We start from the raw sequence: 17638 nt of genomic DNA on the forward strand, positions 1-17638 counted from the left end.
CCTGAACAACCGGGCCGAGAACAGCCACCAGCCCACCCGGCAGCGCGAACGCGCCATGAAAGGCTTCCGCAGCGTCGACGGAACCCAGCGGTTCCTGGCCGCGTTCAGCGGCACCTCACCCCACTTCCGGCCCCGCCGCGCCGCCAGAGACCCACGCACCCAATAATGTGACAGCGCCCCTCAGAGGTACCTACGGCCGGTCCACTGGGCGGGAGCCGGCACCGTACCGGACCCCGGGCCAGGCATCTCAGTCGGGGAGAGGGCAACGCACCACCACCACGTCCGCTTCGTGTTCGACCCGCACCGGCCAGACCGTGCCGGGGGCACCGGCCACCCAGGCCGAGCGCAGGTCGGCTGCCACCTCGATCTGTCCGGGATGGGCCCTGGCCAGGCCGGACACGTGCTCCTTGACGGCGATGCGCGTGCTGCGTTCGGGTAGCGGAAGACCGGCCGGAAGCCGGTAGATCCGTGAGGTGGTGCCCGGCAGGGTGTCGAACCGGCGGACCGTGTCGACGGAGAGTGTGGTGATCCCGTCCCGGGTGCTGGACAGACTGGCGGTGGGGACGTACCGGAGGCCCGTCGCGAAGGCCCTGCGGTCCCGCAGCGGCACCCGTTCGATCCCCGGCAGGCGCACCAGGATCTCCACCAGCCTCAGGCGCGCCACGACCCGGGCGCCGATCTGGGCCTGGACGTCGATCACCGGCAGCAGGTGGTGCCCCTGGTCGAAGCCGGCGAACCGGGCCTCGACCCGCAGCTCACCGCTGGTCGGCAGCGGCTCGTACAGGTCCAGCCAGGGCAACCGGTGGGGGTAGCCGACCAGGTCCTGAGACAGGCCGGGAATCCACCGCCAGAGCGACTGGGACGGGATGGCGTGCAGGAAACCGTCGAGCAGCCCCTGCCCCAGCTGGCCGAACGGCGTGGTGCCCCGTCCGGCGTCGAGCACCGCGCTGGAGCCGGTGGAGCCCACGGTCAGTGAGGTCAGGTACTGCAGCGCCGGGCCGTGGAACAGCTCCGCGGCCTCGTACGGGTCCGGCTGCGGCCGGCCATCGGGGAGCGGAGGAAACAGGGCCGGGGGAGGCCCCGGCACGGTTCCGGTCAGTACGGTGGCCTCGCCGACCACCTCGTACCGGGACAGTTCACCGGCCTCCCGCCAGACGGAGAGACGAACAGCGGTCCCTTCCCCGGCCGCCGGTTCGGCGTCGGTACGGATCCGCGCGGGGCCGGGCAGGGGAAGCCAGCGGTGCAGCTGAACCTCGCGCAGGCCGACGACCGGTTGACCGGTCAGCCTGGCCGCGGCGGTGGCGAGTTGATCCACCGTGGCCATCAGGGGCACCGCGGGAACCACGAAGTTGGGCCGGTGGTCGTTCAGCCAGGTGTCCACTGCCGGGTCCAGCTCCAGCTCCCGCACGGCCGGATGGCCGTCGACCACCCGGACCCCGATGCGGGGCAGGTGGTAGATGCGACGTCCGTCGATCCACAGCCAGGCCTCGGCGCGTACGTATCGGCCGCGCGCGTCGGTCCCGTACTCGGTGATCTCGGCCTCGAACGTGACCATGCCGTCGCTCGGCACCACCTGGCCCCGGTAGAGCCAGCGCACCTCGTGACCGACGGCCACGGACTCGAAGCGTGGGGCGGTCAGCCCGGTGCCGGCGTCGCGTTCGAGGAGGTACCACTGGAGCAGCTGGACCACACCTTCGAGGCCGAGGGACCCGGGTTGCACCGGGTCGGTGAAGAAGTGGGCGCGGAAGTACCAGTCCCCGGCGTCGACCTTGCGCTCGGCGCGCAGCCGGCCAAGTCCCGCCCGTCCGGCATCGGGCCAGTACCCGGTGACCCGGTCCAGCATCAGCAGCATCGGTCCGGGCAGCCGCAGGGAGCCGGAGCCGTAGCGTTCTTGACGATGCCGCAGCTCCACCACCCGGTCGCAGGGTTCGGCCAGCCGGGCGCGTTCGGTGGCGGTGGGGAGCAATCCGGGCTGCCGGGCGAACGAGGCCACCGGGAAGTACCCGAACTGCGTGGACAGTTCCATGACCGGCAGCAGGGCGCCGGTCTCGTCGACCGCCTCGCAGGAGACCTCGAACGGGACGAGGGTGACGCCGTCGAACTGCGAGAGTTCCCCCAGCTCGACCCTGGTGCGCAGGGTGCGGGTCCCGGCCGGGATGTCCCGCAGGACGGTGCCGTTCCCCTGCAGGTTGCGGAAGAGCAGTTCGGGGGCGTCCGGTGGTTGCGGCACGAGCAGGCTCGCGGCCATCCCGCACGGTTGCAGGACCACCTCGTTGAGCACCGCGAACGGCATCACCCGGGTGCCGTTCTCCTCGAAGTACCAGGCCTGTTCCGGTACGTCGTACTCGGCGACCAGCCAGGAACCCGGGCGCGGCCGGTCCGGTTCGAGGCCGGCGTCGACGATGCGGGTGACGAACAGGTAGGGCGGGCCCGGCAGCCGAGCGCAGCGCTTGCCGCCGTCGAACTGGGTTCCACGGGTGCCGAACGCGCTGGGCCGGCCCCAGGCTGCGGCCAGCATCAGCGGGAAGTCCGCGCTCCGTCCGGCGAGGGTGGCCGCCGCCGGGTCGGGGCACAGACCGCGCAGGCCACCGAGCACCGGCAGCGGCACCGGTGCCCCACTGGTCTGAACGGCGGGCGGCCCCAGCCACCGCCAGTACTCCAGGGGCCAGTCCGGGACCAGTGCCAGCCCCACCCCGGAGGCGTGGAAAGCGGGCAGGCCATCCACCGTGCAGAGCAGGTCGGCACGGAGCGTGGGCCGGGGGTGGGAGGACAGTCCGCTGACGAACACCTCGTAGCGGACCCGACGGCTCCGGGGGGTGACCTGTCCCCGGCAGCGCATCCGGTAGGACTCGTCGGACACCGGCTCGAACCGCCAGCCGTCCCGGTCGAGTGTGAAGCCCAGCGCGGCCAGATAGAACGCCATCGCCTGCACGCAGCCCTCGAACATGAGCGTGCCGGGCATGCACGGATCATTGTGGAAGTGGCCGTCGAAGAACCAGTCGTCAGGCCGGACCTCGCTCTCCGCACGCAGGTAGCCACGACCCCAGGGGCCCCCGGCGGGGTCGAGTTCGCTCACCTCGTCCAGCAGCCACAGCCGGCCCTCCCCGGGAGTCGGGGTACGCACATGGGCGCGCGACACATCCCAGCCGGGACCGAAACAGTCCGCCGGCCGGCCCTCGGCGAAGGCGCGTACGGCGTCGGGACCGAAAGCGGTGGCGGCCGGAGGAACTGCGGGCGGATCGACCGCCCCTGCCGGTGATGGTTCCGGGCTCCAGCGCACTCCTTGCGAACCGGCGAGTTCCGCGTCGGTGAAGTAACCGGCCTGGCCCTGGCGTACCGACAGCCGCAGCTCCTCACCGACATAGCAGTCGCTGCGGAAGAAGAACAGTCGCACGCCGTCGTGCTCGGCATGGCCCTCGACGTGGATCTCGTACCGCAGCGTCTCCCCGACGGCCGGCCGCGGTCCGTGGTACGTCACCTCGCAGCCCAGCAACCGGTAGACCCGGTCGCCGTGGTCGAGCAGGTCCACCCCGAGCCAGCTGATCAGCAGCAGGTCGGCCTGGCCGGCCTCGATGAACAGGCCCGCGGGCATCCGGCCGGCCGGATCCAGGTACCAGGCGTCCGGGGCGACGTAGGTCTCTGTGTGAACCGTGCCGGTGGACATCGAGCCGGGTTCCGCGTCGAGCCGGGTGACCCGGTCCACCAGGAGCATCGGGGGGCGCGGCAGCCGGGTCTGCCGTCGCTTGTGGTCCTGCGCGCGGAAGGCGGGACCGAAGACGTCGGAGATCCGCCCGTGCGCCAGGTACTCCAGCCGGGCACGGTCCAGGGGCAGCGACAGTCCCCGTGCGGGCCGCTCCGGTACTGCCGGTGGCCACGGCGGGGCCGGAGAGTCCGGTGACGGGATCGCCACCGGCGCGGGCTCGATGGCCTGCGGCAGATGCGCGGGATCCGGGGCGGGGGACAGGGCGCGGTCACCGCCGGCCGTCACGGCGGTGACCGAGCCGATCACCAGCTGCCGGGTGCGGAGGAACGCCGCGTGAGCCCGGCCCTGCCGTTCCAGGAACTCCCGCTGGGCGACGGCGAGACGGGCGTGGTGGGCGGCGGCAAGTGCCGGCACCGGATCGTCGGCAGCGGCCACGGCCGGCGCCCGGCGGTTCGCAGGGGCGAGGGGCGGCACCGGGTGGTCCGCAGCGGTCACCGGGCCGGTCGACGCGGCTCGTGCGACGGGTACAGCCCTGGCACGCGGCGAGGCCGAGCCCTGGGCATCGGAGGGGACCGCCGTACCGGGACCGGCCGGCGCGCCGACCGGTTTCGTCGGTACCGTCGCCGGAGGCGATACCGGCGCGGGTTCCATCCGCTGCTCCGGATGATCTGTTCCGGGCAGCCGGATCGCGGGCGGGTGCGCCGGCAGGGTGATCGTCCTCCCCGGATCAGCCGGCAGCCTGGCGGCCGCTGTGAGCCGGTCGAACAGCGGCGCGGGATCAGGGCAGACCCCGGCGGCGACGAGTTCGGCGACCGCGTCGCACAGCTGCCGCAGTCCCCGTCCCGGCACATCGAGCGCCACCGCCAGGTGGTCCCGGTCCGCCAGGATCCGGCGGATCGACCGGGTACGCCCGCTCTGCGGGCCGTGCTCGATCAGCACGCGCACCCCGTCCGTCCAGGCCCGCTCGACCACCTTCGGGTAGTCGAGCGTGCTGGTCATCTGGGTGAGCAGCGCGTCCGCGACGTGGTCCGGATCGACCGGGTACGGCTCGCCGGTGGCCGCGCTGTAATAGCGGATGCCCGGCGTGGGACTGGTCGGCCGGCGGTGCAACGCGCGAAATGCGGCCGCGACCTGGTTCGCCTCGGGGGCGTGCGCCACCATCTGGTACCCGTCGGCCATCGGGAGCCCGGGGCCGATCCGGTCCAGCACGCGTCGGCAGGCCGCGTCCAGTCCGCCGATCACGCACATGTCGGGCGAGTCGACGGCGAGCAGGTGTGCCAGTGGTTCGCCTGCCAGGGCGGCGCGCACGTCGGCTGGGGTCGCGTGCACCAGGTACTCGGCCCAACGCCCCCGTTCCTGGCCGTGTCCGCGCCAGAACCGGTGCGCCGCGCGGAACTCCCCGGACAGGTCGAACCGGAAAACGTCGCTGTCGGAGACCGCCCGGTACAGGCCGGCCGCGTCGGGCCACGCCCCGAGCACGATCAGTGCGGTGGACTCCCCGGAGGAGAAGCCGATCGCCGCGTCCGGCCGCAGCCCCAGCAGGCTCTGGGTGATCTCGCCGTGCAGGGCGGCGAGTTCGGTGGTGTCCCGGATCCGCGTCACGACCGGGACCGGGTCGGTGCCGGTGGGGTGCCGGGGCTCCGGCACCGGGCCGGGCCGGGCGGCTTCCTCGGTGCGGGGGGCGCGCAGGGCGAGTCGTAGTTCCGCCCCGCACCCGGGATAGCTCGCCTGGCCGCTGGGGAAGACGAAAGCCATCTCCCCGCTCGTGGGGGCGTCCTGGTAGGCGATCCGGTCCGGGCGGGGCCCGCCGGACGTCAACCAGTGGCGTGCGACCGCCAGCCGTTCGCGCAGCGTCTCGGAGACCTGGTCGACCACCACCACGAGGCGGGCGGGACCGGTGTCGGACTCCCGTTCGTCGGCCAGTGCGGCCAGCACCTCGGCCCGATCGGCGCCGGAGAACACGTGGGAGCGGGGCGCGACCGAGGACCAGGGCAGCGGCGGGTCGGCCGGGCGCAGGCGGACCGACATCGGGGAGGCGCCCAGGGGCGTCACCCGGGCGCAGGCGGTCAGGGGCGCGTCGGCGGGCAGCGCGGCCGCACCCGACCGTGGCACCGCCTGGTGGTGGACCGCGATCGCGGCCACCGCCACGGCGAGCGCGCCGTGCGCGGCATGGGCCGTCCCGAACAGTTCGCTGTGGTCGTACCGGGCGGTGACGCGGGGCGTGGGCGGCCGGCCGGCCGACTCGGCGTCCCCTCCGGTCACGTCCCGGTCGTCCCCGTCCTCCTGGTTCCCCGCCCGGCCCCTGTCGATCTTGTCGCCATCACGATCGGGCGGGACCTCGTGGTCCCGGATCCGGTGGGTCCCGTCCGCGCCTCCGGCGTCCGCGTCGCCGACCAGCAGGCCGACGGGGGCCGTCCGGTCCGTCGCGTGGTCGAGCAACGCGATGACCTGGTCGCCGTCCTGCTCGGCGTCGGTCAGGCGTTTCAACACCAGGACGACGGCCACGTCACCACCGGGCCGGTGATCTCCCAGCGCGCCCAGCGCCGCCAGGTGCACGGGCTCATGGGACAGGTCGACCGCGCCGGCGAGCACCGCGTCCGCCTCCCCCGCCCGCAGCGCCCGCGCCCCCAGATCCAGGGCGACCAGGCCGGACGCCTGCTCCGCGCAGACCACATGGCTGGGGCCGCGCAGGTCCAGTTGGGCGTTGATCCGGTGGGCCACCAGGTTGGGCATGGTGCCCGGCACGGTTTCCGGGACCAGCGGAGCGCGGAAGGCGTCCGGCCAGTCCGGCACCGGAGCGGGCAGGCCGGAGGCGGTGTCCCAGCCCGGCGCACGCCAGCGGGCACCGGGACGCGCCGCCTCGGGGTCCGTGCCCATGCCGATCAGGACCATCGTCCGGTCGGGCGGCAGCCGGGTCGCGGAGGCGGCTTCCCGGGCCGCCTCCAGGGCAAGGACCTGCTGCGGCAACGCCTCGGCCAGATCGGCCGGAGGGAACCGCAGCCCGGCCAGCGCGACCTCGATGGAGCGCCGGGGGCCGAGGCTGGGCGCGCCGTCCAGGACCGCGTGACACAGGTCCCGGTAGCCGGCCCCCGACCCGGCCCGCGCACCGATCGCCACGATCGCCACCCGCTGGTCCACCCGTGGCCGGCTGGAAACAGGGCGGGGGGAGAGGGCCGTGGTGGATGCGGCCCGACCGGGCTCCCAGGCATCGACGACCACATGCGCGTTGGCGCCGCCGAATCCGAACGCGCTGACCGCTGCCCTGCGCCGCCCGCGCCACTCCTCGGCCTCCCGCAGCAGTCGCAGCGGCGTTCCGGCGAGCACGTCCAACGGCGCGTCCGCGTGCAGGGACGGCGGCCGCACCCGGGCACGCAACGCACCGAGAACCTTCAGCAGACCGGCACCGCCGGCCGCCGCGAGCGGGTGCCCCAGGTTGGACTTGACCGAACCGATCGGCAGGTCCACCGCATCAGCGAACACCTCACGCATCATCAGTGCCTCGGTCGCATCCCCGCTCGGGGTGCCCGGCGCGTGGCACTCGACCAGCGAAACAGTCTCCGGTGCGATCCCGGCCGAGGCGTAGGCGGCGCGCACGGCGCGCTCCTGACCGGCCCGGTCCGGGGCCAGCAGGCCACCGCCCACGCCGTCGTTGCTCAGCCCGATGCCCCGGATCACGCCCAGGACCGGCATGCCCTGGGCGAGTGCGTCATCGAGCCGGGCCAGTGCGAACAGCACCGCGCCCTCGGCGGGCACCAGTCCGTCCGCCTCCCGGTGGAAGGGACGGCTACGGCCCGACCGGCTCAACGCGGTCAGCGCGCAGAACCCCTGATGGATGTAGAGGCTGTCGGCGGCGGCCACCGCCCCGGCCAGCACGAGGTCGGCGTCCCCGTCCCGCAGCCGGTCGCAGCCGGCTTTCACCGCGTACAGGGAGGAGGCGCAGGCGGCGTCCAGGGCATGACCGCCGGCGCCGAGGCCGAGCGCGCGAACGGCCAGATGGGCGGGGAGACCGGCCCCGAACCGGTTCAGGGGATCGGGGCGGAAGTCGTCGCTCGGCCCCGGCCGCCCCGCCCCGGACAGCCACACGTGCTCGGCGTAACGGGCCATGGCCGTGGTCGGGTACGCCAGGTTGCCCAGGACCAGCCCCGCGCGGCCGAGATCGGGCCGGCCCGCCTCGTCCAACGCCTGCCGGCCGGCGTGCAGGACCCAGCGGAACACCCGGTCCAGTGGGGCGATCTCGGCCGGGGGCAGCTCGAACCCGGTCGGGTCGAACGCCTCGTCGAAGCCGTGGACGTAGCCTCCGATGTCGGTCCAGATCCGATCGGTGTCACCAGGCGCACCCGACACCCGTGCCGGCGGCACCCGCCAGCGTCCGTCGGGCACCGGTGACAGGGCGGAACGGCCTGCGGCGATCCGGGCCCAGAAGGTGTCCGGGTCGAGCGCACCGGGCAGTACACAGCCGCGCCCGACGATCGCGACCGGTTCGAAGAACGGCGCCTGCCGAGGAGTCGCTTCCGGAGAACGCATCCGCGTCAGCCCTCGGCCAGGTCGGGCCGGCGGATCAGCTCCACCCCGAGCAGCTCGGCCAGCACGGTGCCGTCCTCGGACAGGACGGCCGCGTCGCACTCGGCGGACATCCCGTCGGTCCGTCGTGCCGAGACGACGACGCGCGCGGCTCCCCAGTCGGTCCCCGCCCGGTGGATCCGGCACTCCCGGACCGACATCGGCAGCGCCGCCCCGACACCGGCCCGCAACGTCCAGCCGACGGCGAGTTGGAGGGCACCGTCGAGCGCGGCGACGTCCACCGTCCAGGGCACGGCCAGCCAGGGCTCGACGTCCCGGGGGCGGAGCGCGGCCACACCCCCGTCGGCGCCGAGCCGGACCTGGTCCAGGACCTGGAACACCGGGCCATGGAAGAGCGCCGGTCCGTCGTACGGTTCGGGGACCTCTTCGAGGCCTTCCGGCGTCCGCCAGCGGTGCGGGTCCGGCGGCGGGCCGTCGGCGACCACCGTGCCGGCGTACTTGGCCCCCGCGGCGCCCAGTTCGACGGTGAGACCGCCGCGCCGTGCGGACTCGTCCGTCCTCGTCCGGCCGCGCAGCACGAGCCTCTCGCCCGGTTCCTGCAGTTCGATCCTGCGGAGTACCCGCAGGTCGTGGAGGACCAACGGGCCGGTGTCCGGCCGCCAGGACCGGGCCAGCCCGGTGAACCAGTGCACCAGGACGGCGACCGGAACCACCGGTGCCCCGTCGATCCGGTGGTCGTCCAGCAGCGCGTACTGCGGCCGGGCGAGGGTCAGTTCGGCGACCGGTCCCTGCCCGGCAAGGACGTCGGGAGCCACGTCCCCGGCGGCGCGCAGCACCCGGGTGGGCCCGCCGGGGTCGGCGAGTTCGGCGACGAACGCGCGCGCTCCGGCAGCCGGTTCGATCAGCTCGACCCCGGCGGCGCGGAACCGTTCCGCGATCGTCCGGGTGACCATGCCGCCGTCCCAAGGACCCCAGGCCAAAGAGCGTGTCAGGCAACCGGGATGGGCGGCGGCGTACGCGGAGAGCAGGTGGTCGACGGCGGTGTTGGCCATCGCGTAGTCGGCCTGCCCCGGGCTGCCGAACACTCCGGAGGCCGAGGTGAACGCCACGAGCAGGGAGAGCGGGTCGTCGGCGGTGGCGGCCAGCAGGGCGCGCAGCCCGTCCACCTTGGTGGAGTACACCAGGGCGAACTGCTCGTCGGTCTTGGCACCGATCAACCGGTCGGCGATCACCCCGGCGCCGTGCACCACCCCGGTGATCGGGCCCCAGTCCCGGCGTACCTCGGCCAGGGCGTCGCGCAGGACCACCTCGTCCCGGGTGTCCACGGACAGGTAGCGCGTCGGCGAGCCCGCGTCCTCCAGGGCCCGCAGGGTCTGCCGGACCTCACGTACGGCCAGCACGCGCCGCGCCTCGGCGGCGAGTTCGGCCGGTGGGGCCTGGCGGGGGCCGGTGGCGAGCAGCCGGATCAGGCCCGTCTCGTCGGTGGCCCCGGCCAGCCCCGCGGGCTCATCGGCCAGTGCGGTACGGCCGAGGAGCACCAGTCTGGGCCGGTGGGCGGCCGCGAGTTCGCGGATCGCCGACGCAGTGACGCCGCGTGCGCCGCCGGTGACCACGATCACCGAGTCGGCATCGGCCCGCGGTTCGACGGGGCCGGGTGCGACGGGGCACGCCAGCGGAACCGTCCGGCTTCCGTCGGCGGGGAGACCGACCGTGATCGACGGCCCGCCCGCGGTGAGCTCGGCGGCGATCGCGGCAGCGACCTGCTTGTCACTGCGCCCGGTGCGTGCGCAGTCGATGGCCTTCACCGTGGCCAGGGGCCACTCCCGGGCGGCGGTCCTGGCCAGTGCGTCCAGACCACCATGGACCGGCCGGCCGCCGTTTCCGCTCAGCCCGAAGTCGCCCCCGGTGTCCTGCACGGTGACCAGGAGGCCGCCGGCCGAGCCGAGCCGGTCGGCCAGCCCCCGGACCGCCGCGAAGGCGGCCGGCGGGTCGTCGCCCTTGTCCAGCAGGATCACCGACCGTGCCTCGGCCGGAAGACCGGTGACGAGCCGGGCCGGCACACCGTGGGCCGCGAGTTCCTCGACCAGCAGATGACCCACCCGGGTGGAGTCGTCGAGCACGAGGAGCTCCCGGTCGCGCAGACCGGCCAGGGCCAGCCCGGCCGGCGCCAGCGGCAGGGCGCGTACCGCCAGGCGGACCGGCTCTGGACGGTCGGTGGCGGTGGGGACTTCGGCGGCGGGGGCATCGGTGGCTTCCGGACCGGAGGCGGGCTCGGAGTCCACGTCCTCGGGGGATCCGGGGGCGGAGGTCCCGGGAGGCTTCGGGGACACCGGGGACACCGGCGACGGACCGGCGGACGCCTGGTCGCCGGCGTCATCGGTCTGTCCCGCCAGCTGGGCGACCTTGACCGAGATCTCCCGCAGCGTGCGCAAGGACGCCAGCTCGGACAGGTCGGCTGCGGGCAGTTCCCCCACACGTTGGCGGACCCGGGAGAGCACTTCGACCTTCTTGATGGAGTCGATTCCCAGGTCGGCCTCGAGTTCCATGTCGAGGTTGATGATGTCCGCCGGGTAGCCGGTGCGCTCGGCGACCACCTCCAGCAGCAGCGCGCCGATCGACTCGGCGTCCAGCGGCAGCCCGTCCAGCGGCAACGCGTCCGGTTGCGGCCCGAGCAGCACCAGCCCGGGCGCCGGGGCCTCCACGGGCGACGGCACGACGGTGGCCTGCGGGGGTGGCGCCGGCACAGCCGATGTCGCCTCACCCCCGTCGCCGCCCGAACCGGAACGGAAGGGCTGGCCAGAGCCGGGGACCGTACCTGACGGCACGGGGGCGTGGACCGGTTGACCGGAGGGCACGACCTGCGCGCCGGTGGCACCCACCGCGACCTCTGCGACGGGCCATGGCTGCGGGTCGTCCACGCCGACGGCGGGGAGACGGACACCGGCGGCGCCGAGCAGGGCCTCCATCGAGGCATGCGCCGTCCGCAGGTAGAGCTGGTGGTTCTCAGCGGTCACCCGTTGGTACGTGGCATGCGCCTCCGCGCTCTGCCGCTGGGCCTCGGCCAGGAGCCGCAACCATTCCGTCGGCGGAGCGGGGTGGGCCGAGCCGGTGGACCGGACGCTCGGGGTGGCCACGGGAGCCGGCGTGCCCGGCCGGATGTCTCCGGGCCTGTCCGTGGCCACCTGGCCGGGGATCAGCGGTGCCTGCGTGCCGGGCCCGGCCGGCTCGGCGAGACCCGGGACCGGTTCCGGGGACGGGCCGGCAGAGGACACCGGCGCAGACCAGGCCACCGGCTGGACCGACAATTGCGCCGCCGGCATCGGGCCCGGGGCGGGCCGCGCGTTACCGGGGCCCGGGACCGGTGGTGTCGCCTCCGACACCGCCGCGGGCGGCACCACCGGTCCCGGCCGCCCCGGCGCCCCGTCGGGCGACGCCACCGGTCCCGGAGCTGCGGGAGTGGCACGTCCGCCACGATGGTCATCGCGGTGGTTGCCGCCGTTGATCAGGACCGTCATCCGTGGTTTCTCCTCACGATCCGGCTCGGGCACGGGCCTGTGCCCCTCCCACAGCGCGGACAGGTCCATGGCGACCCCGCGCACCGCGGCCCGCCCCAGCCCGTCGTAGAACGCGGCCAACCCGTGGCTTCCGCGCCGGTCGAGGCTGATCGCCGCGTGCTCACGGTCACCGAGTACCTCACCGGTCAGCCCGGTCAGGGTGGTGCCGGGCCCGACCTCGACGAAGGTGCGCACCCCGTCCTCGTACATCGCCTCCACCATGTCGCCGAACCGCGCCGGCGCGGCCAGTTGGGCGGCGATGCCGCGTCGCACCGCCGCCGGTTCGCGCCGGTACGGGGCCGCATCGGCTCCCGCGTACACCGTCCGTGCCGGCCGGTGGACCGTGAGGTCGGCAAGGAAACGGGTGAACGGCTCGGTGGCGTCGGCGACCAGGGGACTGTGGAACGCGGCGGCGGCGTTCAGCCGGCGGGTGACCACGCCGGTCGCGGCGCACCGGGCCTCCACGGCGGTCAATGCCTGGTCCGTGCCGGCCAGGACGACCTGCCGGGGCGCGTTGTGGTGGGCGACCCACACCCCGTCCACCTGCTCCGTCAGCTCCTCGATGCGTTCCAGCGGCGCGTTCACCGCGAGCATCCCCCCGGCGGTGGTGGCCGCGTCCCGCATCAGCTCCCCCCGCCGCCGGGCCAGCCGGACCAGGGTGGGGGCGTCGAAGGAGCCCGCCGCGTGCAGGGCGACCAGTTCACCGAAGCTGTGCCCTGCCACGCAGTCAGGCGTCAGCTTCAGATCCGACAGCACGGCCAGCAGGGCCAGGCTGTGCGCGGCCAGCGCCGGCTGAGCGACCTCGGTGGCGGTCAGTGCCGCCTCCAGCGAGGCACGGTCCTCCTCGCTGAACACGGGGGGCGGGAACACCTCCCGGTGCACCGGGAGGACTGCCGCGACCGCGTCCCAGGCATCCCGGGCCGCCCTGTGGTGAACGGCGAGTTCGGCGCCCATGCCCACGTACTGCGCGCCCTGGCCGGGGAAGAGGAAAGCGACCCGGCCGGGGGCGGGATCACCGGTGGCGAAGTGCGCCCGGGGCGCGGAGAACGGCACCCCGGCCTCCACCCGGACCGCCAGCGCGTCCAGCCGCCCCGCCAGATCGGTGGCGTCGTCGGCCACCACGGCCAGCCTCGCCCGGTGTCCGGTCCGGAACGCCGCCTGACACTCCCGCGCGATCGCCGCCAACGGCCGGTCGGGCCGGGGCCGGCGGATCAGTTCGGCCAGTGCGCCGGGGGAGGAGGCGCTGAACAGGACGAGTTCGCCGGGGGCCGCCGGGAGGTGCCAGGCCCGTCGGCCGCCCCTGGCGGGAACGTATTCCTCCAGCGTGACGTGGAAGTTGGTGCCTCCGAAACCGAAGCTCGACACGCCGGCGCGGCGCGGCCGACCGGCGCCGCTGATCCAGGGCCGGGTGGCGGTGTTCAGGTAGAAAGGGGAATCGGCAAGCTCGAGTTCGGGGTTGGGCCGCCCCACCTTGATGGTCGGAGGCAACACCCGGTGGTGCAGGGCGAGTACGGCCTTCAGCATTCCGACGGCGCCGGCGGAGGACTTGGTGTGCCCGAACTGGGACTTGGCCGAGCCCAGGGCGCACCACTGCCGGTCAGGGCGTCCTTCAGCCTGGAACACCTCCCTCAGCGCGGCGAACTCGGCGGCGTCACCGGCCTTGGTCCCGGTGCCGTGCGCCTCGACGAGTTCCACGCTCTCCGGGCCGTACCCGGCGATGTCGTACGCCCGGCGCAGCGCCCGTTCCTGGCCGGCGGCCAGCGGCGCGTAGATGGCCTTGCTCCGGCCGTCCGACGCTGCGCCGAGGCCCCGGATCACCGCGTAGATCCGGTCCCCGTCGCGTTCGGCGTCGGCCAGCCGCTTCAGCGCGAACATGACCACGGCCTCGCCGAGCATGGTGCCGTCGGCGTCGGCCGCGAACGGCCGGCAGTCCTCCGTCGGAGAGAGCGCCGGAGTCTTCGAGAAGCACACGTACATGGTGATGTCGTTCAGCACGTCCACGCCGCCGCAGATCACCAGGTCGCAGCTGCCGAGGGCGAGCTCACCCAGTCCGGTGGAGAGCGCGGCCAGCGACGAGGCACACGCGGCGTCGGTCACGTGGTTGATGCCGTGCAGGTCGTACCGGTTGGCGATCCTGCCGGACACCACGTTGCCGAGCAGACCGGGGAAGGTCGCCTCGGTCCAGGCCGGGAAGTTGGCACTGATCCGGTCGCAGATCTCGTCGGCCGCGGCCGGGTCGAGACCGGAGGCGAGGAGTTCCCTTCTCCACACCGGCCGGGAGAGCCGCGCTGACACCTCGAACCCCATGGCCAGGCCGCTTGTGCCCAGCACCACCCCGACCCGTTCCCGCTGTTGTGCGGTCATCTGCCCGAGGCCGCAGTCGGCCAGCAGGTCACCCGCGGCCATCATGGCCAGCAGCTGGGCGGTGTCGGTGGCCGCAAGGTCGCTCGGCGGGATTCCGTACGCCAACGGATCGAACTCGAAGTCAGGCAGGAACGCGCCCCTCCGCACGTAGGTCTTGTCCGGAGCGAACGGGTCAGGGTCGTAGTGGTCGGCCGGTGACCAACGCTCCACCGGTACGTCGGACATGAGATCCCGGCCGGCGAGGACGTTCCGCCAGAACCCTGCCACGTCTCGGGAGCCTGGGGTGAACGCGGCGAGACCGACCACCGCGACGGGAACCTGGGCACGTTCTGCTCTCATCTGCGCGGACACTCCTGCAGGGGTCAGGTGAGTTTGCGGGGACGGAACGTGAGGGCGGAGTCCGGTATGGAAAGCCCGAAGGTACGCAGCTGGTGCGCGCGAGTGATCACGGCGGCGCCCTCCAGCAAATTCAAGGCGATCTGCGTGACGGTGCGCCGGGACGGATCGGCGAGCAGGCTGCCCCGGGCCCAGTTGTTGAACGCGCCGAGCGAGGGACCGGCCCACAACTGGTAGTCGATGCGGCGCTCCGGTCGGCCCTCGATCGCCCATCGGCTGGCGTTGCCCACGTACCACCGGAATACCAGGGCCATCCGGTGCTTGGGGTCGCGTTCGGCTCTGGCCAGCTGTCCGGGGTCGCGCCGTAGCCAGAACCGTTCGGTGTCCGCCCAGATCGCGTCCAGGTCCGCGCCGAACACTTCGTTCTCCAGTCTGTGCCGCGTGTCGGCGGGGATCTCCGCCAGGGACCGGTGACGCCGGTAGACGTCGTACAGTCGCTTGGCGCGCGCCGCGAACAGGGTGCCCCTCGTCAACACCTGGACCTGAATGCCTTGCTCGAACATGTCCGCGGCCGGGGCCATGGCCACGTCGGTGATGCCGGCTCCGGCCAGCAGCTCCCGCGCGTCCGCGGACACCCCGGACTCTGCTGCCAGTTGATTGACCGATCCGGTCATCACGTAGGCCGCGCCGAGTGCGAAGGCACCGGCCACCGCGCCGGGGGTGCCCAGACCGCCCGCGGCACCGACCCGGATCGGGCGGAGGAAGCCGTACCTGGCCACCAGGGTGTCCCGGAGCGCCAGCAGCTCGGGCAGGATCACGGACAGCGGACGGCTGTCGGTGTGACCGCCGCTGTCGGCCTCGGCGGTCACGTCCTCGGCGACCGGGACCAGGCGGGCCAGCCGGCCCTGCTCGGCGGTGAGAGCCCCGTCCCGGACCAGCGCGTCCAACAGCGCCTCCGGCGCAGGCGACATGAACTTCTCGGCCACCTCACGACGGGACACCTTGGCGAACAGACAGGTGTCCCTGACCACCCGGCCGTCGGCGTCCCGCCGCAGTCCGGCCGCCGCGCAGCGGACGACGGCGGGCGTCAGGTCCATGAACGCGGAGGCCGAGATCCGGCGTACACGGTGACGCAGCAGGAGGTCGGCGACCTGCGACTCCAGTCGGGGCTCGCCGGGTGAGTGGATCAGGTTGACGCCCCAGTTGGGCGCGTCGCCCAACGCCGCGGTCAGCTCCGTCACCGCCTGTTCCACCCGGTCGGGGGCGAGTCCGGCGGCGCCGAAGAAGCCCATGAGCCGGGCTCCGGCCAGCTCCGTCACCATCTGGGTGGTGGCGATCCCGTTGGCCATCTCCCCGGCCACGTAGGGAAACCGTGTTCCGTGTGCCTCGGCGAAGCCTCGGTCGCCAAGCCACTCCGGGTACACCGGTGGGGCCAGCCCGACGAGCGGGTGGCCCCCGCCGGGCCCGAGCGTCCCGCCCACGGCCAACCCGTACCCGGATCCGCCGCCTACCACGTACAAAGGCTCACGGATCCGGGCCGCGTAGGCGGAGATCCCGGCCAGGTCGAACGCGGCCGGCTCCGAGCCGGGCCGCCAGCAGACCTGGGGCACGCCGGCGGCGCGTCCGGGCGTCTTGGACAGAGTGGTGTTCACCGGTCGGCTCCTCTCGGACGCGGCGTCGGTGTGGGCGTAGGTCCTCCGGCCGGCCCGTACCCGTTCCCGGTCGGGCCGACTGCCCTGTGGCGACCGTCCGCGGCGGCACGACCGACAGCGGGCGGGCTCGCCGAGTCCCCCTCCCGGGTGGCCGCGCTGCCGGGCACGGAGGAACACGCCCGGGGACGCGACACGGGGACGGCCGGGGAACGGCCCCAGGAGTCGACCCGCCGTCTCGAAGCGGGCCACAGCAGTTCAGCGATGCGGTGCCAGGTCAACCGGGGCAGCCTCCGTTCGGGATGGGAGCCCGGACAGCAGGTACTCCAGGCTGATGTGTTCCGGGACGCCCGCCGGTCCGAGTCTGGCCCTCACCTGGGAGTCGTCGTACCGACGGTGGTGCCGCAGATAGCAGAACACCCCCCTGACCAGTGAAAGGACCGACTCGTACGGCGAGGGGTCGGGGAGCTCCGGCACAACTGCGATACGGACCCCGGAGAGTTGCTCCAGCAGTCTGCCGAACACGACGACCGGTGTCTCCTGGCCGTGTACGACGTGGTAGGTCTCCACCCCGTCGGGGGGAGGCAGGTCGGCGAGCCGGGCCATCACGGCGGCGGCGGATTCCACCGGCATCAGGTTGAGTTGTCCGTCCGGCCGCCCCAGGATCCGGAAGCGGTTGGTCCGGGGGAGGAGCACGTCCGGTGTCCGGCCGGGGCCGAGCTGGCTCCGTGCGATGCCGGACAGGTTCCGCGTGATGTTCAGCAACGGGTGTTCCGGGAGATCCGGGTGGGGCGGCAGACCGGTGGTCAGGACGCTTGGCCGGAAGATCACCACCGGCCGGCCGGTGGCCCTCGTCCACGCGTGCACCAACTGTTCCGCCTCGAACTTGGACCGTTCGTAGGTGCCTTCGAAGCCGTAGGCATCGGTCAGTTCGTCCTCGTACACCACCCCGGTCCGACGCGCCCCGGCCACGAACGCCGTGGAGACGTGGAACACCATGGGGGCACGGCGTCCGGCCCCGGCCAGGTCGAGGACGTACCGGGTGCCTTCCACGTTCACCTCGCGCAGCGTGGCCAGGTCACCGTCGAGGGTGGTGTTCCCGGCGCAGTGCCAGATCGCGTCCAGCGAGTCCGCCAGTTCCTGGTAGTCACTCTTCGGCAGGGCGAGGCCGGGTTCGGTGATCCGGGCGGACACCACCTGGACGCGGTCGGCGAGGCCGGTGAGGCCGGGGGCGAACCGGCCGAAGCCCCGGGTGATCCGCTCCCGTACGCGGTCGGGCTCCCCGCGCGCGAGCACTGTGACCGACGGGTGACGGCGCAACAGCTCGTGCAGAAGTCGAAGGCCAAGGAAACCCGTGGCACCGGTCAACGCCACCCGCACCGTACCCCCCGCTCTCTTCCCTGATGCTGGCCCACGTTCTCACGCGGAAAGCGGTGGGACGAGGCCACGGGAACGGCACCACTCGTTGTGCTGATATTCAGGCAGAACCGCTGGCACACCGCCGCTTTTGC

The 17638-nt window shown here is 73.6% G+C and carries 4 protein-coding genes and 1 pseudogene; 1 reads left to right on the top strand and 4 read right to left on the bottom strand.

What is annotated here, in order from left to right:
* Nucleotides 1-100: pseudogene (locus ACZ62B_RS38200) on the top strand (IS6 family transposase); the annotation flags it as partial.
* Between the two features lie 147 nt (nucleotides 101-247).
* Here the strand turns inward: ACZ62B_RS38200 and ACZ62B_RS38205 are convergent.
* The 4 genes from ACZ62B_RS38205 to ACZ62B_RS38220 form a co-directional block, all read right to left on the bottom strand.
* Complete coding sequence (locus tag ACZ62B_RS38205) at nucleotides 248-8227, bottom strand: beta-ketoacyl synthase N-terminal-like domain-containing protein (RefSeq protein WP_469693880.1); 7980 nt, start codon at nucleotides 8225-8227, stop codon at nucleotides 248-250.
* A gap of 5 nt (nucleotides 8228-8232) precedes the next feature.
* Nucleotides 8233-14481 (bottom strand): type I polyketide synthase, encoded by a 6249-nt coding sequence (locus ACZ62B_RS38210; RefSeq protein ID WP_469693882.1) that lies wholly within the window; start codon nucleotides 14479-14481, stop codon nucleotides 8233-8235.
* Nucleotides 14482-14504: 23 nt separating this feature from the next.
* Nucleotides 14505-16130: a PfaD family polyunsaturated fatty acid/polyketide biosynthesis protein gene (locus ACZ62B_RS38215; protein WP_469693884.1), complete on the bottom strand. Its 1626-nt coding sequence runs from the start codon at nucleotides 16128-16130 to the stop codon at nucleotides 14505-14507.
* Nucleotides 16131-16385: 255 nt separating this feature from the next.
* Entirely contained in the window at nucleotides 16386-17501 is a 1116-nt protein-coding gene (locus tag ACZ62B_RS38220; RefSeq protein WP_469693886.1) for an SDR family oxidoreductase, read from the bottom strand.
* Nucleotides 17502-17638: the final 137 nt, after the last annotated feature.

Source organism: Streptomyces sp. NPDC053426, from assembly GCF_055585405.1.

Excerpts from the sequence above, each read along its gene's own strand:
- ACZ62B_RS38205 (WP_469693880.1), bottom strand. The coding sequence starts at position 8,227 with ATGCGTTCTCCGGAAGCGACTCCTCGGCAGGCGCCGTTCTTCGAACCG.
- ACZ62B_RS38210 (WP_469693882.1), bottom strand. The coding sequence starts at position 14,481 with ATGAGAGCAGAACGTGCCCAGGTTCCCGTCGCGGTGGTCGGTCTCGCC.